17 protein-coding genes and 2 pseudogenes are annotated in these 20,437 nt (G+C 55.2%); 11 read left to right on the top strand and 8 right to left on the bottom strand.

What is annotated here, in order from left to right; translation table 11 throughout:
- The first annotated feature begins 100 nt into the window (after positions 1–100).
- A complete protein-coding gene (locus A6U86_RS24390; RefSeq protein WP_068396383.1) occupies positions 101–829 on the top strand; it encodes a FadR/GntR family transcriptional regulator in 729 nt (242 codons plus the stop codon).
- Positions 830–851: 22 nt separating this feature from the next.
- Entirely contained in the window at positions 852–2,561 is a 1,710-nt protein-coding gene (gene dld / locus A6U86_RS24385; protein ID WP_068396380.1) for a D-lactate dehydrogenase, read from the top strand.
- 41 nt (positions 2,562–2,602) lie between these two features.
- On the opposite strand, the pseudogene A6U86_RS34895 reads toward dld, so the two are convergent.
- Together A6U86_RS34895 and A6U86_RS24370 are read right to left on the bottom strand one after the other, a co-directional pair.
- Positions 2,603–3,372: pseudogene (locus A6U86_RS34895) on the bottom strand (IS5 family transposase).
- A gap of 72 nt (positions 3,373–3,444) precedes the next feature.
- On the bottom strand, positions 3,445–4,161 hold the full coding sequence (locus A6U86_RS24370; RefSeq protein ID WP_141683801.1) for a FadR/GntR family transcriptional regulator: 717 nt from the start codon (positions 4,159–4,161) through the stop codon (positions 3,445–3,447).
- A gap of 321 nt (positions 4,162–4,482) precedes the next feature.
- Here A6U86_RS24370 and A6U86_RS24365 point away from each other — a divergent pair, with 321 nt between their 5' ends.
- The 8 genes and pseudogenes from A6U86_RS24365 to A6U86_RS36170 all read left to right on the top strand — a co-directional run.
- Complete coding sequence (locus tag A6U86_RS24365) at positions 4,483–5,916, top strand: aldehyde dehydrogenase family protein (protein WP_068396371.1); 1,434 nt, start codon at positions 4,483–4,485, stop codon at positions 5,914–5,916.
- 39 nt (positions 5,917–5,955) lie between these two features.
- On the top strand, positions 5,956–6,873 hold the full coding sequence (locus tag A6U86_RS24360; RefSeq protein ID WP_083196984.1) for an SMP-30/gluconolactonase/LRE family protein: 918 nt from the start codon (positions 5,956–5,958) through the stop codon (positions 6,871–6,873).
- A 22-nt stretch (positions 6,874–6,895) separates the two neighbouring features.
- Entirely contained in the window at positions 6,896–8,113 is a 1,218-nt protein-coding gene (locus A6U86_RS24355) for a DUF3422 domain-containing protein (protein ID WP_068396366.1), read from the top strand.
- A gap of 242 nt (positions 8,114–8,355) precedes the next feature.
- The gene (locus A6U86_RS24350; protein ID WP_068396363.1) at positions 8,356–8,604 is read left to right on the top strand and encodes a DUF982 domain-containing protein; all 249 of its coding nucleotides are present in this window, start codon (positions 8,356–8,358) and stop codon (positions 8,602–8,604) included.
- An 84-nt stretch (positions 8,605–8,688) separates the two neighbouring features.
- Positions 8,689–8,940, top strand: a complete 252-nt coding sequence (locus tag A6U86_RS24345; protein WP_068396360.1) for a DUF982 domain-containing protein — start codon at positions 8,689–8,691, stop codon at positions 8,938–8,940.
- Positions 8,858–9,160 (top strand): tyrosine-type recombinase/integrase, encoded by a 303-nt coding sequence (locus A6U86_RS35295; protein WP_343287079.1) that lies wholly within the window; start codon positions 8,858–8,860, stop codon positions 9,158–9,160. The genes A6U86_RS24345 and A6U86_RS35295 overlap by 83 nt, the downstream gene beginning before the upstream one ends.
- A 515-nt stretch (positions 9,161–9,675) precedes the next feature.
- The gene (locus tag A6U86_RS24335; RefSeq protein ID WP_068396355.1) at positions 9,676–10,002 is read left to right on the top strand and encodes a hypothetical protein; all 327 of its coding nucleotides are present in this window, start codon (positions 9,676–9,678) and stop codon (positions 10,000–10,002) included.
- 186 nt (positions 10,003–10,188) lie between these two features.
- A pseudogene (locus A6U86_RS36170) lies at positions 10,189–10,413 on the top strand (hypothetical protein); the annotation flags it as partial.
- A 144-nt stretch (positions 10,414–10,557) separates the two neighbouring features.
- Here the strand turns inward: A6U86_RS36170 and A6U86_RS24325 are convergent.
- The 6 genes from A6U86_RS24325 to A6U86_RS24300 form a co-directional block, all read right to left on the bottom strand.
- Complete coding sequence (locus A6U86_RS24325; protein WP_083196982.1) at positions 10,558–12,303, bottom strand: PAS domain-containing methyl-accepting chemotaxis protein; 1,746 nt, start codon at positions 12,301–12,303, stop codon at positions 10,558–10,560.
- Between the two features lie 318 nt (positions 12,304–12,621).
- A complete protein-coding gene (locus tag A6U86_RS24320) occupies positions 12,622–13,599 on the bottom strand; it encodes an AraC family transcriptional regulator (RefSeq protein WP_068396349.1) in 978 nt (325 codons plus the stop codon).
- A 106-nt stretch (positions 13,600–13,705) separates the two neighbouring features.
- Positions 13,706–15,133 carry an arabinose isomerase gene (locus A6U86_RS24315; protein WP_068396346.1) on the bottom strand — a complete coding sequence of 476 codons (1,428 nt, stop codon included), beginning with the start codon at positions 15,131–15,133 and terminating at the stop codon, positions 13,706–13,708.
- A gap of 27 nt (positions 15,134–15,160) precedes the next feature.
- The gene (locus tag A6U86_RS24310; protein ID WP_068396343.1) at positions 15,161–16,165 is read right to left on the bottom strand and encodes an ABC transporter permease; all 1,005 of its coding nucleotides are present in this window, start codon (positions 16,163–16,165) and stop codon (positions 15,161–15,163) included.
- Complete coding sequence (locus A6U86_RS24305) at positions 16,162–17,721, bottom strand: sugar ABC transporter ATP-binding protein (protein WP_068396341.1); 1,560 nt, start codon at positions 17,719–17,721, stop codon at positions 16,162–16,164. Before A6U86_RS24305 ends, A6U86_RS24310 begins: the two co-directional genes overlap by 4 nt.
- A gap of 22 nt (positions 17,722–17,743) precedes the next feature.
- The gene (locus A6U86_RS24300; protein WP_068396340.1) at positions 17,744–18,913 is read right to left on the bottom strand and encodes a substrate-binding domain-containing protein; all 1,170 of its coding nucleotides are present in this window, start codon (positions 18,911–18,913) and stop codon (positions 17,744–17,746) included.
- 93 nt (positions 18,914–19,006) lie between these two features.
- Between A6U86_RS24300 and A6U86_RS24295 the strand changes: the two genes are divergently transcribed.
- A complete protein-coding gene (locus A6U86_RS24295; RefSeq protein WP_068396417.1) occupies positions 19,007–19,975 on the top strand; it encodes an AraC family transcriptional regulator in 969 nt (322 codons plus the stop codon).
- Positions 19,976–20,437 lie beyond the last annotated feature (462 nt).

Genomic DNA, 20,437 nt, shown 5'->3' with positions numbered 1-20,437 from the left:
CCGGCAAGTTCTTGTTGCCGTCCGCGTTCAAGTTTGTACTTGTAGGGCAACCCTATAATAGCTATATCAAATACTGTCTACAAGAAAAGGGCTCTCAATAATGGAACCGAAAACCGACCGCCTATTTTCGGGCATTGACCGGCCGGAACCTCTGCATCTGGCGATTGCCGCCAGGATCGCAGATGAAATTGCCTCGGGACGTTTGATGCCTGGCAATAAACTTCCGAGCGAACACGACATGGCTTCTTCCTTCAATGTGAGCCGCAATGTCATCCGTGAAGCGATCGCGTGTCTTCGCGCTGACGGCGTGATCGAATCGCGCCAGGGTCTTGGCGCGTTCGTGCTTGATCCTCGCGTGCGACAGGCAATTCGCATCCATTCCGAAGCGCTCGAAAACGAAGACAAGCTGAAAAGCCTCTTCGAGTTGCGGGGCCTCCTGGAGATTTTGTCGGCAGAACTTGCGGCAAATCGCAGAACGGACGTGCAGCTTGATGCGATCAGAGACGCGCTTGCAGAGATGGAAGGCGATGAACGACTGACCTATGCCGGCGTCGATGCGGATCTGGACTTTCATCATCGCGTCGCGGAAGCGACGAACAATGAATACATTATCGAATTTCTGAATTTCATGGGCCAGCGTATTCGACAAACGATACTTGCAGCTCGGGCAACTCACAATATTGACACCATCGTCGAGGCGACCATCGCCGAGCACCGGACGATCTTCGAAGCAATCAGCGCGCAAGACGCGCTAGCTGCAGGACAAGCCATGCGCAAGCACATCGACGGCGCCGCTCGCCGGCTTGGCCTTTCGACCTCTCCTAACTAAGCGAAACAAGTGTCGAGCAACAATGCAGGATCTCATTCAGACAATCGAACGCATCGTCGGACGTCGGCATGTTTACACGCGTGCAACGGGTACGAGACGTTTTCGACAGGGGTATAGATATGGCGGGGGCGCGATCGTTGCGGCCGTGCAACCAGGCACTCTGCTTGAAATGTGGACGGTTCTGCAGACATGCCACAAAGCGGGGCTGATCATCATATGCCAGGCCGCGAATACCGGACTGACCGGCGGCTCGACTCCGGTTGCTGACGGCTATGACCGGCCCGTGGTCGTGATCAACACGATGCGCCTCACTCGACTTGAATTGATCAACAACGCCACACAAGCCGTGTGTCACCCTGGTGTTACGCTCACGCACCTTGAAAGTAGACTCAAACCGTACGGACGCGAGCCGCATTCCGTCATTGGCTCCAGTTGCATTGGTGCGTCGGTAACGGGTGGCGTTTGCAATAATTCCGGCGGCGCCTTGATACGGCGCGGCCCTGCCTTTACGCAGCTTTCGCTGCACGCTCGTATCATGGAAGACGGTCAACTTGTTTTGGTCAATCATCTTGGGATCGACCTCGGCAAAACGCCTGAGGAGATTTTGACAAAGCTCGATCGTGGAGAGATTTTGCCGGACGATATTGCCAGTCCTGAAAACCTAACGGCATCAGACCACGAATACTGCAATCACATCAGGGATGTTTCCGCGTCCACTCCGGCCCGCTATAACGCCGATCCGCGTCGCCTCTTTGAAGCGGCCGGATCGGCGGGACGCATTGCCGTCTTTGCTGTAAGGCTTGACACCTTCGAGGCCGACAACAAGACGCAGGTTTTCTACATTGGAACCAACGATCCGGCAGAGCTTGAAACCGTCCGTCGAGACATTCTGCAGACGTTCGCCAACCTGCCGGTTGCCGGTGAATACATGCATCGAACCGCATTTGATGCGAGCAGCGGGTACGGTAAGGATTTGTTTTTGTTCATTAAGCGATACGGGCCGGATCGAGTCCCAATCGCGTTTGCGTTCAAGAGCCGGTTCGACGCGATCACCGAGAAGCTCGGACTGGGAGGAGCGTTCAGTGACAGGCTCTTGCAGTTCGCTTGCAGGCTACTTCCCAATCACCTGCCAACTCGTCTTAATGAATACCGGGACCAATACGAACATCATCTGCTGTTGAAAATCGCGGACGGCGGCATTGAAGAAGCGCGTCGCTATCTGGACGATAAATTCCCAAGTCACTCGGGCCAATATTTCGAGTGCTCGGAGGATGAGGGCTCTGCTGCATTCCTCAATCGTTTTGCGGTTGGCGGCGCGATTGTCCGCTATCGCGCAGTTCATCCCAAAACGGTCGAGGACATTGTCGCGCTCGAGATAGCGCTGCCGCGAAACACGCTCGACTGGTTCGAAACGCTGCCAGCCGAAATCGAAGCCAAGCTTGAATTCAAAATGTACTGCGGACATTTTTTCTGCCACGTCCTGCATCAGGAGTATCTGGTAAAAAAGGGGGAAGATTGTGATGCGGTTAAACACGCGATCCTGGCGCTGCAGGAAGATCGAGGGGCGAAGTATCCTGCTGAACACAATGTAGGCCATCTCTACGACGCCGAGCCGGCGCTCAAGGACTTCTACCGTTCGCTCGATCCGACCAACACGATGAATCCAGGCGTCGGCAAGACGTCATTGCTCTTGAACTGGATGGAACCGGGCCATTTTTCGAAATCCGTCTGATCCTGATCCGCTCGGTTTTGATGGATAAATGCATCACGACACTAGGTGACCGACTCATAAGATCGTATCCAAATGCGAATTGAAGCGAGCTGAACGGCTGTGAGGAAATTATCGTCGCGTTTGTCGTATCGCGTTGCGACGGCACGGAAGTGTTTGAGTTTGTTGAAGAACCGCTCGACGGCGTTGCGTTGTTTGTAGAGCCATGAGCTGAAGGCGGGGATGTTGACGCGGTTTGGCATAGGTCGGATGCAGCCCCACGCTCCTCGTGCTTTAAGATCCTGGCGTAAGCTGTCGCTGTCATAAGCGCGATCCGCCAGGAGAATGTTTCCAGTCTGAACCGTCGTAAACATATCAGCAGCCGAACGCCCATCATGAGCTTGTCCGGCAGTCAGCTTGAGTAGGATCGGGCGACCATTGGCATCGACAAGAGCATGGATTTTGGTGGTTAGCCCGCCGCGCGAGCGACCCATGCAACTGGATCGCTCGTCTTTTTTTGACCGTTGGCCGCATGTTGGTGGACGCGGATCGACGAGCTGTCGATCATTTGGATGTCGCCTTCGTAAGCTTGTGATATTGCATCGAGAATGCGCGCCCAATGCCCGGCGTAGCGCCACCGGTTGAAGCGGTTCACGCAAGTCGTATAAGGGCCGTATCGAGCTGGAATGTCCGCCCATGGTGCACCTGTGCGCAGCCGCCAGAATATGCCGTTCAAAACGCGCCGGTCATCGACGCGAGCCTTACCACGCACTTTGGTCGGAAGAAGCGGTTCAATCACCGACCATTCGAAATCCGTCAAATCAAAGCGCGCCATCACTACCTCCAATCGCTGGAGACAGTGAATCACAAACAGCTCAAATCTAAAACTATTTTATGGGTATGTGACCTAGCTCAACTCGACACCAAGTCGGCTGGCAGCGGAGCGGATGTGCGCCTCCATAGCAGCCCGTGCTGCGGATTGGTCCCTCCGCTCGATCGCCAGCAGCACCGCCTCATGCTCGATCTCGGTCGAGTGAACGAGCCGTTCCAGGTCGTTGCGCTCGCTAGCCTGTTCGATGGTCTGTCTGGTATTGTGAGCAATCAGTGTAAGGACATTGACGAGATAGCCGTTATGCGCTGCTGCCGCGATTGATCTATGGAACTCTATGTCGAGATCGATCGCGCGCGGCGACCAGTGTTCCGATGCTACCATTTGAACATGGATTGATCGGAGGTAATCGGATTGTGCCGATGTGCGTCGATCGGCGGCAAGGCCCGCCGCCTGGGCCTCCAGTGGCAGCCTCATCTCGAGAAGAGCGCGAATATTGTCCGGGTCGGTCAGGCGCGTTGGATCAATACGAAAGGATTGACGTTCGTGCGGGGCCAGAACGTAAGCACCGAAGCCTTGGCGCGAACCAAGAACTCCATCGGCTCGAAGACAGGCAATCGCTTCACGTATGACATTTCGACCGACATTGAATTGCAGCGCAAGTTCTTGCTCCTTCGGAAGCCTGTCACCCGGCCCGAGAGTGCCACGGTCGATTTGCTGGCCGATCAACGTGGCCACACGAAGGTGCAGAGGCTCCGGTCGATCGACCTCGCTGAAGATGTGTTTGCCTGGCAAATCGCTGATCCCTGTCGCACTGGTTCCTGGAAAGCGTTTTAACCCGACTCGGAACGGCAAATCAGCATAAATCTTGATATAGCACTTGCCCTACAACCGGATAATATGTATGCCTTAGGTTGAGAATTGATAGTCGAGTTTGAGTGCACGTTGGGAGGCGTCGGTGGAAAATGGCAACAAGATTGCGCTCAGCGGCTTCCCGCTCACCAAGCTCCACGGAACGACCAAGTTAGTTGAGAACGTCGATGGCAAAGGCGTCCCCTTCGCAAGATCACGACACCTCAGGGCGACGGTAGCAATGAATAGAGATGGAAAGCAGAAATGACAATTTTCCAGAACCTCATCGATGGACAATGGGTTGGCGACACGTCGTCAGCAAACGTCAATCCATCCGACACCGGTGAATGGGTTGGGCTCTATGCTCAGGCCGACACCGAGGATGCTAAGTCGGCGATAGCCGCCGCAAAACGCGCTTTTCCATCGTGGTCGCGATCGAGTATCATCGAACGACACGCGATCTTGAAAAGGACGGCCGACGAGATCCTTGCGCGCAAAGAGGAAATCGGCGCGCTCCTTGCGAGCGAAGAGGGCAAGGTTCTGGGCGAAGCCATTGGCGAGACTGCCCGCGCGGCGCAGATTTTCGACTTCTTCGCAGGCGAAGCCCTTCGGTTGGCAGGCGAGGTCCTTCCCTCGGTAAGACCGAGTGTCGGCGTCGAGATCACCCGCGAGCCGCTCGGCGTCATCGGCGTCATCACGCCCTGGAATTTCCCGATCGCCATTCCCGCCTGGAAGATTGCGCCGGCGCTCTGCTACGGCAACACCATCGTTTTCAAGCCGGCCGACCTTGTTCCTGCTTGCTCTTGGATCATCGTTGATATCCTGAAGCGCGCCGGACTGCCAAACGGCGTGCTCAACCTCACCATGGGCCGCGGCTCGGTCGTCGGGCAGGCAATGCTGGACAGTCCCGACCTCACCGGTATTACCTTTACCGGCTCGACGTCGACCGGCCAGCGGGTCGCGTCCTCCTCCGTGCCATTCAATCGAAAGTTTCAGCTCGAAATGGGCGGGAAAAATCCCTTCGTGGTGCTCGATGACGCCGATCTCACGATTGCAGTGGAGGCGGCCGCGAATTCGGCATTCTTTTCGACCGGCCAACGCTGCACCGCCTCATCGCGGCTAATCGTCACCGAGGGTATTCACGACCGGTTCGTAGCCGCGCTGAAAGACCGCGTCTCGGGCCTGAAGGTCGGGCACGCTCTCGCAGAGGGCACGGATATCGGACCCGTGGTGGATGCAAAGCAACTCCAGCAGAATCTGGACTACATTGAACTGGGCAAGTCTGAGGGTGCAAAACTTGAAGTGGGGGGCAATCTCGTCAAACGTGACACAAACGGTTTCTTCCTTCAGCCGGCGCTCTTTACGGAAGCGACCAATGCAATGCGCATCAACCGCGAAGAAATCTTCGGACCGATCGCGGCGGTTATCCGCGTCAAGGGTTATGACGAAGCGCTTGCGGTGGCAAACGATACGCCTTTCGGCCTGTCGGCAGGCATTGCAACGACCAGCCTGAAACACGCGACCCATTTCAAGCGTAACGCAGAGGCTGGTATGGTGATGGTCAATCTCCCAACGGCAGGTGTGGATTTTCATGTGCCCTTCGGTGGAAGGAAAGCTTCCTCCTTTGGCCCTCGCGAACAGGGCCGATACGCAAGCGAATTTTTCACCACCGTCAAGACGAACTACACGCTCGCCTAGCGCATCCTCCTGGTTGGGCCAACTTGAAAGGTAACTCTGATGGGGTTTCTATCGCTCTCTCCCCTGTCCGGACGTTCGCATCTACTCGGCGAAGGGCCGCGCTGGATCAAAGGGGCGCTCTGGTGGATCGACATTGAAGCGGGAGAACTTTGGAGCGCGACGAGCGCAGATGACATCCGATGCGCGGTGAAGCTTCCTTATCAAATCGGATCCTTTGCTGTGACTATGGATGACCGGATTATTCTCGCCACGCGCAACGGATTCGAGTTGTATGTACCATCGAGCGCAGAGTTAAAGGCAATCGTCGATCCGCAGCCTACACGCATGACACGATTCAATGACGGCCGCGTTGATCCTGCTGGTCGGTTTTGGGCGGGAACGATGGCGATCGACCCCGCCCGCTACGCCGAACCCCTAGGCAGTCTGTATTGCTTGGACGATTCAGGCAAGGCAGTTGAAAAGCTGTCCGGCCTGACGATATCGAACGGAATCGACTGGTCGAACGATGCAAGAACGATGTATCTCAACGACACGATGCGTGGACTGACACTGGCCTTCGATTTCGACTGCGCGACTGGCGCGATTACCAATAAGCGGCCCTTCGCAATCTATGACCGTCAAAAGGGCCTTCCCGACGGGCTGTTGGTCGATGCCGACGACCATGTGTGGACCGCGGTGATCGGCTCTGGCGAAGTCATGCGCTTTTGCCCGGACGGATCTCTTGACGCGGTTATGGATATCGGAACAAGCTGGCCGACGGCGTTGACCTTTGGTGGAGATGATTTTTCAACGCTCTATGTCACCACGTCACGCCATCTCATGGACCGCGAGCATACTGAGACGGGAGCTGGCCTGATCTATCAATGCTCAACATCCTGGCGTGGCCGCCCTGAAAATCTCGTGCCTGCAACGTTCGATTTTCATGGGCCGGGCGAGTTAAGCGATCAGCTGCGTTGACTGGCCGGATGAGGCAATAGAAATGCATGTAGACTTCAATGCAGAGCTGCACGCAAGGCCGTCAATTTATTTCTCTGGAATGGCTTACGTCGAACATCTCGCGCTTAGGCCCATCAGCAATGACGGGCTTCTTTGCCGGCACGAGGCTATCATCGTGCCGGACGCTACTGATCCGGGCGTATTTCTCCAAATCGAGTTTCATACCGAGTTTGCAACTGTCACTCGGGTGACACCAATCTCGGAGCGTCCGCTTACATGGCCGGCGTCTGGACTTTCTCACGATCGGTGTGAAGAGTTGACCAGCCTTTGCAAAACCGACGTGTCGTGCCGGGTCGGAATGCTAGTAGTCGATGCGGCGCCTCCGCAACTCGGCCCCATCCTGTCGCAGTACGGGTTTCAAGATACTGCGGCTTCCAACGTGGGGGACGGCGCGGCACAAATCTGCTCTGACTTTCGAGTTTCTCCGGAGTATGGCGCGAGGATCATGTTTTTCAACAGAGGCTTGAATTCATACAGATTGGGACGAATGGTCCGACGGGTCCTAGAAATCGAGACTTATCGATGCATGGCGCTTCTCGGCTTATCGGAGGCTCGGAGGCTTGGTCCGGTACTCAAACGGTTCGACGGTGAGCTTTTCGGTCTGACGAAGGACAATGCGAAAATGCATCCGAAGGGACACAGGCAGTTGCTGGATGAAATCAACGCACTGTCCGCACACGTCATTTCCGAAACTGTCGCGACACGCAATCGGTTTGGAGCAACGGCAGCATACGCCCAGATTGTCGAGGAACGCATTACCGAACTACGCGAAAGCCATGTCCCGGGTTTTCAGCGTTTTGGTATATTTGTCGCTCGCAGGTTCAAGCCAGCGGTGCGAACATGTGCGGCCACCGCGTTGCGACTGGAGCAGATCTCTGTCGCCGCAGCACATCTGCTTGATCTGCTTCAGACGAAGATCCAGGTCGAGATCGAGTTCCAGAATGCGCGTCAGCTAGGTGTTATGGCCGAGCGCGCTGCGACCCAGATCCAGATCCAACGTGCCGTGGAAGGGTTCTCCGTCATTGCCATAAGCTACTACCTTTTGAGTTTGATCGAGATTGCCTTAGGCGCGGCGGAAGGCGCCGGCCTTCACGCACCCCCGATGATTATTCTTACCGCAATCCCGATAGTTCTGATTGCCGTTGCTTTGGCCATTCACCGCGTCAGGCACGCTATCGCCCCTTCCAGAGAGAAGGCGTAGCTATGTCAGAGGCCGTGTGTTGATTATTAGACGAATTTGACCCACTTTTTCATTTCGGACGGATCCGCTCTCGCTGCAAAAAAGCGCTTTTGATCAATACCATAAATGCAATTTTATGGTGCAGCGAAAAATGAAAAATTGTTGCAAATCTGGCTGAAACTCAACAGCCGGATTAATAAAGTTAAATGCGTTCGCGTCGATAAAGGGCCAAGAAAGGGTCTGCCGTATTGGAGTCCTCGACCATGAACATCATGCCGCGCTTCTCTCCTGTCCGCGTTGTTCGCAGCTCTACTGGCGAAATCAAAACCGTAGGAAGCGCCGACGACGCCTGGAAGACGCTGCTTGACGATTGGCCGGCCGACGAGGGCAATTGCTTCATGTCCGCGCTGCTGATCTGCATGGAAGTGCAGCTCGGTGAGCGCTCGCCCGAGGAAGCTCGTGTTGCTTTCATAGACGCTGCAATGGAAGCAGGCGTTCCCTTGCTGTCGTGACGTGGCATCTGGTTCGATTCCACCACCCACCGGAACCTTCAAGGCTCCGGCAAGTTGACTCTTCAAATTCAAAGGAGACGTCCAATGGCCCAATGGTGGAGCAAGCCCGTAATCGTCGAGACCCGCAAAACCGGCGACCGATTGGTAATCTCGAACAGCGAACGAGCTGCTGAGTACATGCTCAGCGAATGGCCGACCCTTGAGGATGGCCAAGCGTATAAGGCTGCCCAAAAAGCACTCCAGCAATCCCACGATGGCAAGCTTGAGGCCGAAAAGGCTAGAGAGGCTTTCCTCGCGGCTCTCGCAGAAGGCGAAGTATTTGTCTTCGATGAGTGAGCTGGCCAATTATACGGGACTGCATAGCCTGCGCCATTTCTATGCGAGTTGGCTGATCAATCGAAAAGAGGATGGCGGTCTCGGATTGCCCGCGAAGATGGTCCAGGAAAGGCTTGGTCACGCTTCGATCGCGATGACAATGGATGTGTACGGAAACTTTTTCCCGCGGACAGACGACGGGACAGAACTAGCACGAGCGGCAGACATACTGCTCAGCTGAACGCACCACGGATCCGACACGAGGCAAAATAGCGCTTTGAAAGCAATAAGCGCTGAAGCCTTACACCGATCATGCCATCGCAGATGCGATGGCCAAGATGCTTTCGCATAACTGATCTCCTCTGTCAGCTTACGCAAGGGTATCCAGAGTCGGATCATACCCCGGTCTGACGTCTAATTCACGTGGCAGTGCGGCTCTCGTTGAGACGAGATAATATTGCAGGGTGTTACTGTCGCTTGCGTGAGGCGGCGGAACTTGTGGGTCCACTCGGAAAGGTGTCACGGTGACGTCAATTGCCGTCGCCGCAGACACGTTTAGATTGACGCGAGAGGTTGTTGGACCGGGTCTTAGCGGTCCGAATCCGACATCTCGCCTTTATTATGGAACTTATCCACTGAGCTGGAGTTGTTTTCACGATCCTTTCGATAGACACCCGAAATTTGCTGCGGCCGTCGTTTCGCTTCGAAGCTTCGGACTGGGCAGACGGTACCAAAGGCTTTGAAAAGGAATGCGGAATGTACAACGCGAAGCGCGACAGTGAAAACGGGGGAGCCTCCCATGCCATTCCATCCCTCGGAGCTATAGAAGGCCGAATAACGGTTCTTGAGGTCCTTGCCGCGACATCTCTCCGACTGTTGCTAAAGGAGGGTGATAAGAGTGCCGCCCAACATGCGCTCTCGTCGATCCGCAAAGCGATGCGTGCCAAATGCAACGACGTTCATCTCAGCGAAGACGACTCGAAAAGTGCTCTCGCCTACGTGAAGGAACTGATGGACGCGACACTCGAGAGCGCCGAATTTGCAGGCGCCCAGAGCCTGCAAGATCCAATGTTGGTCGCCTAACCCTTCCTGTGTGGCTGCAGGTTCGGGTCTTGGTACCGGCCCTTCTAGGCTTGATCCGAAGGGATATGAACCTGCTTCCCTGGTATTGCAAAATAGCCTCCACCTCCATTTTTTCAATGGCATACATCAGCCTGACCTCACTGGAATGACCGCATCGGAACGGGTAGACGGCTTTTATATGAAAGCGTGAGCAGTCATTCTACTGACCAATGTTTGGATATAAAAATTCGTCAGAAAAATCAGACAGTCGCCGTAGAGGTAAGGGCCGGGAGAAAGCCTGCGGATATCAAAAGTGTCCAGCAGGCCTTCGCCTTGAAAAACCGATCCTACAATTTCGATCGGGCCATGGTGATTTCAAAGGCTGGGTTTTTGGCCAGGACGCCTCGGGAAGCCGAAAGTCTGGGTCTTGGTGAAATTGATCTCTTGGGGATGGTACTACGAAAAGCGCATCAAGATATCAATGGGATCGCTCAGTCCGGTCGAGTATCGCAAACGCCTCGGCCTTAACGTCTAAATCAGTCCAAGTTCTTATCCGCACCCCCAAGCAGGCAAAGATTAAACAGCATTGGCGGTTTTATCGAGCAGGCGCCACTGGCGGGAGGAAGTTAGGTCGCCAAAAGACCGAATCTCCAAGGGTACCAGGCGGGGTCCCGGTGCGTCCTGTTCCAATCTGAATTGCGTGAGCAGCTCAAACATTGCATCCGCTTCCCGGGCCAATCCATGGCTTGCCGCCGTCGATTGCTCCACCAGGGCAGCATTCTGCTGCGTGCCTTTATCGATAGTGTTGACGGCAATATTGATCTCATTCAGCCCGGTGGCCTGTTCTCGCGAAGCCAAGACTATAGACGAAACGTGCGTATTGATGACGGCAACTTGCTCAACTATTTCCTTCAACGCGTGGCCAGTCTGATCGACAAGTGACACTCCGCTTTTCACATGTTGACGAGATGTATTGATTAAAGCTTTGATTTCCTTTGCGGCCTTGGCAGAGCGTTGTGCTAGCTCCCTAACCTCCTGGGCAACGACTGCGAAACCCTTGCCTGCGTCGCCCGCGCGCGCGGCTTCAACGCCAGCATTAAGAGCCAAAAGGTTGGTTTGAAAGGCGATCTCCTCTATCACCCCAATTATATTGGAGATCTCCCCCGAGGAAAATTCGATTTGTCTCATCGCTGCTATTGCCTCGGTGACGATATGACCAGATCGCTCCGCGTCTTCCCGAGTGTGGGCAACAAGCCTGCCCGCATCGGCAGCGCGTTGACTAGAATCAGCCACCGTGGTTGTAATTTGCTCCAATGCCGCCGCCGTTTCCTCAACTGAGGCTGCCTGCTGTCCGGTTCTCTTCGAGAGGTCATCTGCCGCAGATCGGATTTCGTTCGATCCAGCCGCTATCGCGCGCGCATTGTCACCGATGGTAGCCATTGCGGTTCGAAGCTTAGTAATGGTTTCGTTAAAATCAATCCGCAGTTGATCGAGAGACGGAATGAATGGCCTTGAGAGTTCGAGACACAGATCCCCCTCGGAAAGTGAACGAAGCCCGTCCGCGAGCTCACGCACGTTATTGACCCGGCCGGTTATATCGGTCGCAAACTTTACAACCTTGAACACTCTGCCGTTCGGATCGAAAATGGGATTGTACGATGCTTGGATGAAAATCACCTTGTCGCCTTTACCCTGACGCTTAAACTCCCCGGCGAAAAACTCCCCGGCCTGAAGTTTTTTCCAGAATTGCCTATACTCGTCTCCCTTTGCATAGGCCGGATCGCAGAACATGGAGTGATGCCGGCCTTTGATCTCGGCAAGCGAATAACCCAGTACGGTTAGAAAATTTTCGTTGGCATCGAGAATCTCACCATCTGGGGTAAATTCGATGACGGCCTGTACGCGGGATATCGCGTTGATTTTACCTTCTGCCTCGGCGCTCTTAAGCTTCGAAGCGGTAATGTCTGTGGCGAATTTCACGACTTTGAACGGCTTGGAGCCTTTGAATATCGGATTGTATGAGGCCTCGATCCAAACTTCTCTCCCGCCCTTGCCGATCCGCTTGTACTGACGTTGATCGAAATCGCCCTTACGGAGCTTATTCCAGAAATCCTGGTATTCTCTGGATGTTCTTTCCTGCGGATCGACAAACATGCTGTGATGCCTCCCGACAATTTCGCTCAACTCATAGCCTAACGCCGCACAGAATATATCGTTGGCCACAAGTATTTTGCCCTGCATATCGAATTCGACTATCGCCTGCGACTTACCCAAGGCCGCAACGATTGCTGAGTTATTTTGTCCAAATCCTAAGGAAATCATGATCTTACCCTTGAATTTATCGACCCAAAGAACTTCGGCAATTCTCGGGCTCTGATTAATCTTCGGATCAAGTTATGGAGAGCGCCAATATTATTTTTTATTAAAGTTACACTTCGTCAGTGTATCTTGAAAATAATACGTCGCTTTGCGCCTTCTTATTTCGTTTTTTGTATCAATTCTCTTATATATATTTATATTATAACTTAATGTTATCTCTAATTCATTTCGTCAAACTCCAGCCTCAGAATCTTCGATGATTTTCTGTCACAAAGGAGTGCGCGATTAATCGCCGATGATCACCACTGGAAATCGCTTCCTCTATCGGTAGCGAGAGCGTGTTTGTTTGGGTGTTTCGCCGAATGTTCGTAAATAGAGCGTGGAGAACCTGGCAACATTGGAAAATCCCCAGCGCCGAGCAACAACGGCTATTACGGTGGCATCATTGTTTGCCGCCTCAAGCTCTTGCTTCGCCTTAACAAGACGCAAGCGGCGAAGATAAGCTAAGGGGGTCGTATCTTTAAACTGTTGAAAGGCAAGCTGAAGCGATCTGGCACTTACTCCCGCTGCGGCGGCAATATTGTCAATTGTTACCGGCGTCGATACGTGTGCCACCATAAACTCTATGGCAAGCTTGACGTGTCGCGGCATCGCTGGTGAATTGTTTCGGTTCATAAGGAAGCGATATTTATGGGGCACGCTTTCCAACAATCTCACCATGATCGCGCGCAAAAGAAACTCGTTGGAACGCGCTGCGAGGCCTTCTTGAGGGTGCTTCTCCAGACCATCCCAGACCAGCCTGCACATTGTCGCTAGCCTTCCATCGTCGAAGTCAGCGCTAGTCTCACCGAACAGATCGAAGTTCGGATCTACCGGGGTCTCGGTGATTTCACTCAGGTGCCCAACGAACGTGCTTCTACGGAACGCGATTCCAATATGGCTTCGATTTTCGTGCAGAGAGATCTTGCTCAGCTTGCCAAGATCGCAGGCGAAGATCCCGCCCGGGACCGAAAGCGCTGTGTGAGCTCCTTGTCTGAATTCCATGCTTCCCGAAAGTGGAAGATATAACGCATAGAGATCAGGAGGCTCGGTGAATGACACCGACATGCCCGAAGGGCAATTCCCGGACCAGATATCAAAGTCTCCTATGGAGATATGAAGATCGTGAGCGGATATGGTGCGTTTGTCGCCAATCGGATTTAGAAGCACCGGCTTGAGCGTGTTCGCATAGTGTTGCCGCAGGGCGTCGACATCACAATCAGTCGTACTGAAGCGTGATACTTTCTCCCTGCGCGACATTACTCCATCCAGTCCTTTACGCCAAAGTTCCGACACTCGCCTCGTAGAGTAATCAGTCGGTCACACTACGAGGCAGAACTTTCTTGCCAGTGGCAATTTCCGTTAATCAACAAATTCGGATGACCTCGATCTCCAGCAGCTTTCCCAGTTTTTCCAAGCGGCTTCCCATGTGTCCCACGCCGACTGCACAATGATGGGCTGGCCCTTGCGCGTTCCAGTTCTCTACGAACGCGCGTGCGCCAATCGGAAACTGATAACGGCTGTTGGTGTTCCCGATCTCAAGGATCGGGCCGGGCACTGATTGTCCTTCGGCGCATAAAAGCTTTACGTTTCCCGCGCATTCGACCACGGACAGCAGCGTCACAGGGCCATTCTTGACCGACATTTCGACGCTGACACCTGAGCCGACCTTGCCGTGGTATACCTCAAGAGGGCGGATCTTGGTCCGACCCTCTGCAATTTTGGTGTGGCCAGGGCCGTCATGGCCCATCAGGACCACATCTGCATCGAAATCCATGGCGTAATATTCGGTGAAGGAACCTCCCGCCCCGAAGCTGTCCATGATCTTCATTGCCTGCGCGTTCTTAATCTCATATTCGCCCGCGACGGGTATGCCTTCGGCGGTAAGCATCGAACAGCCAACAATCACAGAAGTGATGATGTCCTCATATTCATGCCCGGGCATGGATTCGTAATAATAGGCGAGCGAGCCAAGACGTTTGGCGTCGACCAGCTTCCGTAGCGCGACAGCCGTCTTTGCGGCACGCGCAAGCTCTTCGGGACTGCAATCAGGCTGCACGTCGAAATCCGATCGGATGCGGTCGAGACAGGCTGCGACTTCCGCATCGTTTACTTCACGTCTCAGGCGCGCCAGTTCGTCAATCTCCAGTACTTCAATGTGAGTGCCGAACGCCGCGCTTTGGGCTGTGAGATCGGAATAGATATCGAGCATGCCGTTGTAGTAGCGCCCCATGACGCCCAACCGGTTATGCGCCATCACGTGGGCTACCCGTGCGGCCTCGATCCACTCTTCAATTTCGTTGTCGACAAATGGGTCATCCTTGAGAACACCCGTCACCTGGTGAAACCGAATGCCCGCCCGGGTGAACACATTGGCAATCTCGGGCACCGGGCAGGCAGCGCAATGCGCCAGCCATTCGCCGGTCATGGCCGTCCTGTTGCCGAGTGCATTGAAGGATGCATAGTCGATGGATGCCGTCGGCTGTAAATTCAGAATGATGACCGGCACCTTTGCACGACGAACAACTGGCAAGACGGTCGATGATAGAGCATAGGTCGTGATGTAGAGAAGAATGATATCGACATCGGCCTGTCGAAACAGGTGTCCGGCATCAACGGCCTTCTCCGGCGTATCCACGAGGCCAAGATTGACGACTTCGACACCGGGCCGCTCCAGCTTGGACGCCACGACATCCACATATCCGCGCAGCCTTGCTTCGAGACCGTCAAACTGCGGCCAATAGGCCTCCAGGCCGATACCGAACAGGCCGGCCTTTAAAGGGCGTTCAGACATTCCATCGTCTCCTGGAATTATGGCGGATCAGCCCTGCAGGCGGACACGCAACTGGTCGAGGCCCACAGCCAGAAGCAACACGACACCGCGCGTGACATCCTGCCAGAAACTGGACACGTTCATGAGGGTCAGGCCGTTGTTCAGGGTCCCGAGGATTAGCACCGCGATCAGCGTACCCCAGACGCTTCCCCGCCCGCCAAACAGGCTAGTGCCTCCCAGAATGATAGCAGCGATGATCGTCAGCAGATGCTGACTGGCAGCGTTTGGCGCTGCGGCGCCGAGCATTGCAGCAAGGATGATGCCAGCCGCAGCGCCTGAAATGCCTGAGATCACGTAGAGTATCAACTGTGTGCGCTCGACCGGGACACCGAGAAGACTGCTGGCCTCCGGGTTGCCTCCGGTTGCATACACAAACCGTCCGAATGGCGTTCTGGCAAGCACAAGCCAAAGGACGGCAAAGACCACGAGCATGACGATGACGGGAAACGGCACGGAGAAGATGCGGCCTGAACCAAGCCAGTTGAAGGACGGCACGAAGAGCGGCTTGCTGAGGCCGCCTGTCATAACCATCGACAGGCCCGAGAATATGCTCATCGTTCCGAGTGTCACGATCAGAGGATTGAGGCGCAGCCTGGTGACGATTACACCATTCAAAATTCCGACCCCGGCGCCGATAACCAAAGCCGTCAGGCATCCAACCCAGATATTGATACCGTTGGAGTGCATCAACGCAACGATGACACCGGCCAGACCGGCAACGGCCGCCACCGACAGGTCGAGTCCGCCGCCTATAATCAACGGAGTTCCCGCTGCGGCCATGAGGCCGGTGAAGGCCATGTTCGTACCGATATTGGCAAGATTGCTCACTGATAAAAAGAACGGCGACAACATCGTGAATGCAGCGAGAAGGACGACATAGAAGCCAAGCAGAACCACGATGCCGGCGGCCGGCCTGGCAAGAATCTCCGTTATCGACGGTCGCTGGCTGATCGCCTTGGGTTCGCCGGCCACGATTGAGTTTGACTTGTTCATGCTTTCTCCAATTCATTCGCAGCAGAAACGGAGTGTGACTCTGCCGCCTGCATCAACTCGGCGGCCGATGCATTGGCTCCGAGTACGGCCACGGCTTTGCCCTCCTCGAAGACCATCGTTCGATCGGCAAGACCGGCGACTTCCTCGGCGTCCGATGAGACGAGGAGTATGCCCAATCCGTTCGCCGCAAGGCGGCGAATCTCCTCATAAATCTCGCGTCGAGCGCCGAGGTCGACGCCTCGCGTCGGTTCTTCGAGAATGAGGAGCTTCGGGTCGCCGAGTAGCCACCGTGCTAGGCACACTTTCTGCTGGTTGCCGCCCGACAACAGTCGTATTTCCTGCTCCGGACCCGTCGTCTTGACGCGCAGGGTCCTGATCCAGTGCCGCGACATTGCTCGTTCCCGATTGTGATCGACCAGCCCGAAGCGCGTGAAGCGCGTGAGGTATGGGAGGGTCGTGTTGGTGCGGACGGTCAGGTTGGCGATCAGGCCTTGCTGCTTACGCTCGGCCGCAACGAAGCCGATACCGCTTTGAATGCTTGCCCGCGGGGTTGACAGCACCGTTTCGACAGCCCCCATCCGCAGCGAACGAACCTTTGCCTTGGGCTCTGCCCCATATATTGCTCTGCCGACCTTCTCAATCCCGGAGCCGATCAGACCGAACGCACCCAAAACCTCGCCGCGGTGCACTGAAAACGACACATCGGTGAGCCAGCCTGGCAGGGACAGGCCTTCGACCGTCAGGACCGCCTCGTCCGGAAGAGATTGAGACTTTGCCGGAAAAAGATCGCCGAGGTCGCCTCCGAGCATCGCCCGCAGCACCTCGTCGTGACTGGTGGCACTCGTCTTGAACTGTCCGCGCACCTCACCATCCCGCAACACGACGATCCGATTAGAGAGGCGAAATACCTCGTCAAGGTAATGAGAGATATAGATGATGGTGACACCATCGGCGCGAAGTGCATCGATCACCCCGAACAGGGTTTCGGCATCGGCTTCTCCGAGTGCAGCAGTCGGTTCATCCATGATCAGAATGCGTGCCTGGCCCGCCAATGCCCGGGCGATCTCGACGATCCGCTGCTCGGGAAGCGACAGCGATCCCATTCTCCGGTTCGCAGAGATATGACCGAGCTTCAGTCGCCTGAGCAGCGTCGTCGCTTGCCTCTGCATGGCGGCACGGTCGACGAAACTTATGCCGGCGATCTTGCGCTTGGGCATCGAGCCGAGCGCAATGTTCTCCGCCACCGACAGGTCCGGATGCACTGACAATTCCTGCGGCATCAAACGGATACCCGATGCTATGGCCGCACGTGCCGACGTAATGTTAACTACGGCGCCATCGATCCGGATTTGTCCGGCATCGCAGGAATAGACACCGGACAGGATCTTCATCAGCGTCGATTTGCCCGCACCGTTTGCGCCGAGCAGTGCTACGACTTCGCCGGCATTGGCCGCACAGGTAACATTTTTCAATACCTGCACACCGGAGAAGGACTTCGTAACATTGGTGATCTGGAGCCGCGATACACGGCTCCCTGTGCTCGATTCCGTTTGCATCAAAATCTCCCCTGACCCCAGATCATTGCTGGGGGAGAATTGCCTCGTAGCCCTTCAACCAATCCTGCTTTTTCAGACCGGAGAGATAGCTTGCGAACTCTGCCTCTGGAAACACATAACCATCGGCATTGCCGGCGCAGGCGAACTCCTTGTAGAATTTGCAGATGTTTGCCTTGGTTACCACCTGATGGGTGACGAAGGTTGCCTCCGGCACGGCTTTGCCGGCGAGTGCTGACAGCGCGATCGGGATGAGATAGTTCCCGTAGCTGCCTGGGAACGAACCAGTCGCCGCTACGAGTTTCGGGTCCGTGGCAAGCGCCTCGGCTTCATCCGCCCCATTGCCGACAGCAATGGCCTGGTCAACGCGTCCGGCAGCGCGAACGGCCTGCAACATGCCCATGGTCGCCTGATCGTTGATCGCGATGATCAAGATCGGCGCGCCCGGCGGAATGCGACCCAGCACGTTGTTCATCTGGGTGTAGGATTCCTGCAGCGTGTTTTTGGTATCGATCTCGATGATGTGGTCGACCGGGAAATCCTTGGTCAGGGCCAGGAAGCCGGCGCGCTGCCCTTCCGTGCGCATACGCGGAATGACGCCCGACTGGGGCAGTGCGCCGATGACGAGATAGCCGCTTTTGACCGCGTCCGCGCCAAACTGTTTTGCCGCAGCCGTTGCGAGATAGGACCCGCCCATGAAGCCCGATTTCGGATTGTTCACGCCGAAAAAGCTCGCACCGGGCATTGGGATATCGATTGCCGTGACCTTGGTGCCGTCCTGCTTGAACACATCCATCACGGTCTGACCGAAGTTTGCGTCGGTCTGAAACTCGATGACATAGTCAACCTTGCGTTCGGCAAAAGACTTGGCGTTGGCAAGCGCTGTCGGCCCATCGAGGCGGTTGTCGGCAATGACGAGTTCCAAGCCGGCCGCATCGGCGTTTGCCTGAATGCCTTTCTCGACGAGTACGCCGAAAGCGATGTCACGCTGAAGATTGGCAAAGCCTATGCTGTACTTTTTGCCGTTTTTCGGAGGTGTCACTTTCGATGCGTCGGCGACCATGGCTTTCAACGCCTCGACCGAAAGCATATTGCCGTCGAACTTGGCGGGATCGAACCCGTGGAAGTCATCGGCATAGGCAGCAGATGCGGCAAGGCAAGCGGCTGCGGCCAGCAGTCTGGCATGAGTTTTCATATTTGTTCTCCTCCCGGCCGCCACCCTCCCCGGCAGCGACGATAGCTGATGCGATCAGCGTTTCGGCAAATTCGAATGACTTGTCCCAACATCGTGACGGTACCATCGGCCAATCTTGTTGACACGCCGCGAAAATCCATAAAAGTGATCATTTACATACAAAAAATGATCCTAGAATGGCGACGTCAAATGGCGGGGAACTACTTCGTGTATATGCCTGACAACAGAATAGCGGCAGCGTGGGGCTGCACCGCTGTTTCCTCCGGCTATACGGAAATTGCGCCACATTCCAGCTACCCTCTCAGCCGCCATCCTGACGACCATCATTTCAGCTGGTCTCGTGGACGCATTCTGCAGGCCTACCAAGTCGTGCTGATCAGTGCCGGCAGCGGGAAGCTTGAATTCGGAAGCCAACGCCGCCAGGTCCGCGTCAATGGCGGTTCAATTTTTCTGCTGTTTCCGGGTGTATGGCACAGGTTCGCGCCTGATCGTGGAACGGGCTGGACAGAACATTGGATAGAATGTCGGGGTACCGCCTTCGATTTCGCCGTTGACGCAGGCCTCCTGCAAATCGAACACCCACTGGCTGCCGCGAATGATGAAATCAATCAAGTATTCGCATCGATCCATGATCTTGCGCGGCAGGATCCCATTCTCCATCAGCTTGTCATATCGACCCTCGGCCTGCAGCTCCTTGCGCTGCTATGCCGCCCAAGCAATTTGGCGTCGAGTGCCAGCGCGCGCCTTGTCGATCGGGCACGCATGATCCTGATGGAACGCTGTGGGATCTCACAATCGGTGGAGGATCTCGCCGCGGAGATGGGGGTAAGCTATCCATATTTTCGCAGGCTTTTTCGTGAACAGACCGGAATGTCAGCGAAAAAGTATCAGATGACGGTTCGCCTTCAGCGCGCACGTGACTTTCTCGCAAACACGGACAAGTCGGTGAAGGAAATTGCCGGCCTGCTTGGCTTTCACTCGGCATTCCACTTCTCCAATCAATTTAAGGATGCAGTTGGCTTCGCGCCGACGGAATATCGGAAAATATCCGAAAACCGATAGGTTCACTTTACCTGATCGCTAGGGCAATTTTATACCAAGACAGCCGCCGCCAGTGGATGATGCTCAGCGCTTTGCTGCGAAACAATGAAGCCAAGTCCTTGGTGGTCGGCTTCGATCGAGGACCACGGTACCGCAATTCACTCAACCCCACCTGGCCGCGGAGGATCAAAGCGCACCGCCCTCTATACAATCTGCTCCAAGTGTCTTGAACAATCGCGAGTTAGAGTTTTCCGGCGTGCGAGGCGCTCCCGGTTTCTCCAGATTCAACCACAGATCAGTTTTACCACCTACTAAACGCCAGGCACTGGCTGTTAGCTGTCGCCTTCAACGCCGCAGATCCTCAGGATATTTCGGGACCGGTAGATTTCAGCGCCAGCTTCTCGAATTGGCTCAAATTCCGACGAACGGCTGCAGCAATCTCCCGATAAAGCCACGGAAGTGGATTCGGCCTTCGATCGCTGC

The sequence above is a fragment of the Rhizobium sp. AC27/96 genome (assembly GCF_001692325.1).
Lineage (GTDB): Bacteria > Pseudomonadota > Alphaproteobacteria > Rhizobiales > Rhizobiaceae > Rhizobium.
The sequence above is the reverse complement of the archived record's forward strand: the minus strand, read 5'-3'. Positions and strand labels throughout refer to the sequence as shown.